Raw genomic sequence first — 4,006 nt, 5'->3', positions numbered from 1 at the left:
GACCAGGTCCTTGGCCACGAGCCGGTCGACCAGGCGGGAGACGGCCCCCGGATCGATGTCCATGTGCGCACCCTGGCCCGCTGCGGCGCGCCGGAGGGCGCGGGCACGGCGGCCTCCGGGGCGCCGACGGCTCCACCTCAGCGGAGGGCTCCGCAGTCGACTCGACCGGGACCTACGGGATCAGGACCGACCCCACCCCGCCCTAACCGGCCTCCGGTGTTCCCGGCTCCGGTGGCCAGGTCCCGGGTGTGAGGACGCCCAGCGCGTAGGCGCGGGCGACCAGTTCGGTGCGGTTGGCCGCGCCCCAGCGGGACGACAGACGCCGCAGGTGGTAGTTGACGCCGTCCACGCTGAGCCCGAGGTCGCGGGCGGCGCGGGCCGTGGTGGCGCCCGACGCCAGCAGCGCCAGCACCCGGCCCTCCACGGGAGTGACCGGTGCCGGAACCGGCTCCCGGGACGCGGCGCGTTCGCCCCGTACCCGCAGCATCACCAGGAGCGCCGGCGTGTCCTCCACGCTGTCGCTCACCGGATCCGCCGTCAGCTCGCCGTACCGCTCCGCGCCACCGGGCCCTCGCCAGCACACCGACACCTGGTAGCGCGACCGGTGCCGCAGCCGCAGCGCCTCGACGATCCGCTCCACCTGCGTGGCCTCCTGCGGGCGGAACAGCTCCAGCACGTCCCGGCCGTGCAGCCGCCCCGGCGTCGTACCGCACTCGGCGGCCATCGCGGGATTGGCCAGCACCACACGGCCGTGCGCGTCGCACACCGCGACCGGCACCGACACCCGGTCGAACAGCGTCAGGGCGCGGTTGCGCCAGACCACGGCGTCGCCGTCGCCCATGTCCATCCGCACCTCCCGCCGTGCCCGGGCCGTCCCGTCCATCCAAGACGAACGGCCAGGTCAGCGACAACTCCACGGACCCGGCCGCCATGCCGCGCAAGCCCCGGCAGGCACTTTTGACTGCACGATCGTGTAGTGCCGTGGCCTGGATCCGGACTTCCGGCCGTCCACTCTTGAGCGCAGTACACCCGTACCGCGAAAGGCAGTTGTCGCGCCATGCCCCCCACCGCACCGCACCCCGCACCGGCCGCCTCCCCGCTCGGCCTCCCCGTCGTCGACATCTCCGCCACCGGTCCCGGCCGCACCCCCACCCAGCAGGTCATGGGCCTCATGCGCGAGCACGGACCGGTGCTCGTGCGCCGGCTGCACGGCCGGGACGTGATCTTCGTCGCCGACGCGGACCTGGTCGCTGACCTGGCCGACGAGCAGCGCTTCGCCAAGCACATCGGACCGGCGCTGGAGAACGTCCGCGCCTTCACCGCCGACGGCCTGTTCACCGCGTACAACGACGAGCCCAACTGGGCCAGGGCACACGACATCCTGATGCCCGCCTTCGCGCTCGGCTCCATGCGCACCTACCACCCCGTGATGCTGAGGGTGGCCCGCCGGCTCATCGACTCCTGGGACCGCGCGGCCCGCGCGGGGCGGCCCGTCGACGTCCCGGACGACATGACCCGGATGACCCTCGACACCATCGGGCTGGCCGGATTCGGCTACGACTTCGGCTCCTTCGAACGGGACCGGCCGCACCCCTTCGTGGAGTCCATGGTCCGCTGCCTGGAGTGGAGCATGACCCGCCTCGCCCGCACCCCGGGCGAGGACCACACGGCGGCCGACGCGGCCTTCCGGCGGGACGCCGACCACCTCGCCGGCGTGGTGGACGACGTCATCGCCGCCCGCGCCGGCACCGACCAGAGCGGCGCCGAGGACCTGCTCGGGCTGATGCTGAGCGCGCCGCACCCGGCCGACGGCACCACCCTGGACGCGGCCAACATCCGCAACCAGGTCATCACCTTCCTCATCGCGGGCCACGAGACGACCTCCGGCGCGATGTCCTTCGCCCTGTACTACCTCGCCAAACACCCGACCGCGCTCCGCCTGGTGCAGCGCGAGGCCGACGCGCTGTGGGGCACCACGGCGGACCCCGAGCCGACGTACGACGACATCGGCCGGCTGACCTACACCCGCCAGGTCCTCAACGAGGCGCTGCGGCTGTGGCCGACGGCCGCCGCCTTCAGCCGGCACGCCCGCGAGAACACCGTGCTCGGCGGCCGGATCCCGCTCGCCGCCGGGCAGGCCGTCACCGTGCTCGCCCCGATGCTGCACCGGCAGCCCGTGTGGGGCGACAACCCGGAGCTGTTCGACCCCGAGCGGTTCACCGCCGAGGCGGAGGCGGCCCGCCCGGTGCACGCCTTCAAGCCGTTCGGTACCGGTGAACGCGCCTGCATCGGAAGGCAGTTCGCGCTGCACGAGGCGACCATGCTGCTCGCCATGCTGGTGCACCGCTACCGGCTGCACGACCACGCGGACTACCGGCTCACCGTGAAGGAGACCCTCACCCTCAAGCCCGAGGGCTTCACCCTCACGCTCACCCCGCGCACCGCCGCCGACCGCGTCCACGCCCCGCTGCCCGGCACCGTCGCCACACCGGAGGGCCGCACCCAGGACCCCGGGACGCTCCCGGCCCGGGTCCGCCCCGGCACGAGCGCTCTCTTCCTGCACGGCAGCAACTACGGCACCTGCCGTGACTTCGCCGCCCAGCTCGCCGACGAGGCCGCCGCCGTGGGCTGCGCCACCGAGGTGGCCGCCCTCGACGCCTACGCGGACGGACTGCCCACGGACCGGCCGGTCGTCATCACCGCCGCCTCCTACAACGGCCGTCCCACCGACGACGCCACCGCCTTCACCGCCTGGCTCGACGGCACCCCCGACCTCACCGGCGTCCGTTACGCCGTCCTCGGGGTCGGCGACCGCAACTGGGCCGCCACCTACCAGCAGGTCCCCACCCGCGTCGACGCCCGCCTCGCCGAACTCGGCGCCACCCGGCTGGCCGACCGCGCCGCCGCCGACGCCTCCGGCGACCTCACCGGCACGGTCCGGGAGTTCACCGCCCGGCTGCGCACCGCCCTGCTGACCGAGTACGGCGACCCGGAGGCCACGGCAGACACCCCGGCCGGGCCGGGCCGCGCCTACGAGGTCCGCGCCCTGACCGCCGGCCCGCTCGACGCCCTCGCCGAGCGGCACGGGCTGGTCCCGATGACCGTCACCGAGGCGTACGACCTCACCGCCCCCGGACACCCGCGCACCAAGCGGTTCCTGCGCGTCGCCCTGCCGGACGGCGTCACCTACCGCACCGCCGACCATCTGACCGTGCTCCCCGCCAACGCCCCCGCCCTGGTGGACCGCGCGACCGCCGCGTTCGGCCTCGATCCCGAAGCCGTCCTCGACATCCGGGCCACCCGCCCGCTCCGATCGGGGTCCCCCCGCGCGAGCGCAGCCGGGAGTGGGGGAGGGCTCGCGGTGGACCGGCCGCTGACCGTACGCCAACTGCTCACTCACCACGTCGAGTTGCAGGAACGCCCGACGGCACGGCAGCTGGCGCTGCTCGCCGGGGCCAACCCCTGCCCGCCCGAGCGCGCCGCCCTCGCGGCCCTCACCGGCGACGATCCGCGCACCCTGGTGGAACTCGCCGAGGGCCATCCCGCCCTGCGCGCCGCCCTCGACTGGCCGTCGCTGCTGGACCTGCTGACCCCGCTGCGGCCCCGCCACTACTCGATCTCCTCCTCGCCGGCGACCGGCCCGCGCCACGTGGACCTCATGGTCTCCGTCCTGGACGCCCCCGCCCGCTCCGGCAGGGGCCGCCGTCGGGGCACCGGCTCCGGCCACCTGGCCGCCCTGCGGCCCGGCGACACCGTCCTCGCCCGGGTGCAGCCCTGCCGCGAGGCCTTCCGGATCGACGACTCGGCGCCGGTGGTGATGGTGGCCGCGGGCACCGGACTCGCGCCGTTCCGCGGCGCCGTCGCCGACCGCGCCGAGGCCCGCCGCACCGGCGCCGAACTCCCCGACGCCCTGCTCTACTTCGGCTGCGACGCCCCCGACGCCCGATCCGTGACCATCGACCGCAGCGCGGAGCTGATCGGCGGTGTCGTCAGTCCGGCCAACAGA

Annotated in this window: 2 protein-coding genes; one reads left to right on the top strand and one right to left on the bottom strand. The window is 75.0% G+C overall.

Features of this window, described 5'->3' with window-relative positions; all coding sequences use genetic code 11:
* Window positions 1–202: 202 nt before the first annotated feature.
* Complete coding sequence (locus tag ACWEN3_RS42915) at window positions 203–847, bottom strand: PAS domain-containing protein (RefSeq protein WP_452983104.1); 645 nt, start codon at window positions 845–847, stop codon at window positions 203–205.
* A 210-nt stretch (window positions 848–1,057) separates the two neighbouring features.
* Between ACWEN3_RS42915 and ACWEN3_RS42910 the strand changes: the two genes are divergently transcribed.
* On the top strand, window positions 1,058–4,006 hold a 2,949-nt coding region (locus ACWEN3_RS42910; protein ID WP_452983101.1), incomplete at its 3' end, for a cytochrome P450.

It is taken from the genome of Streptomyces sp. NPDC004561 (assembly GCF_053602155.1).
The sequence above is the reverse complement of the archived record's forward strand: the minus strand, read 5'-3'. Positions and strand labels throughout refer to the sequence as shown.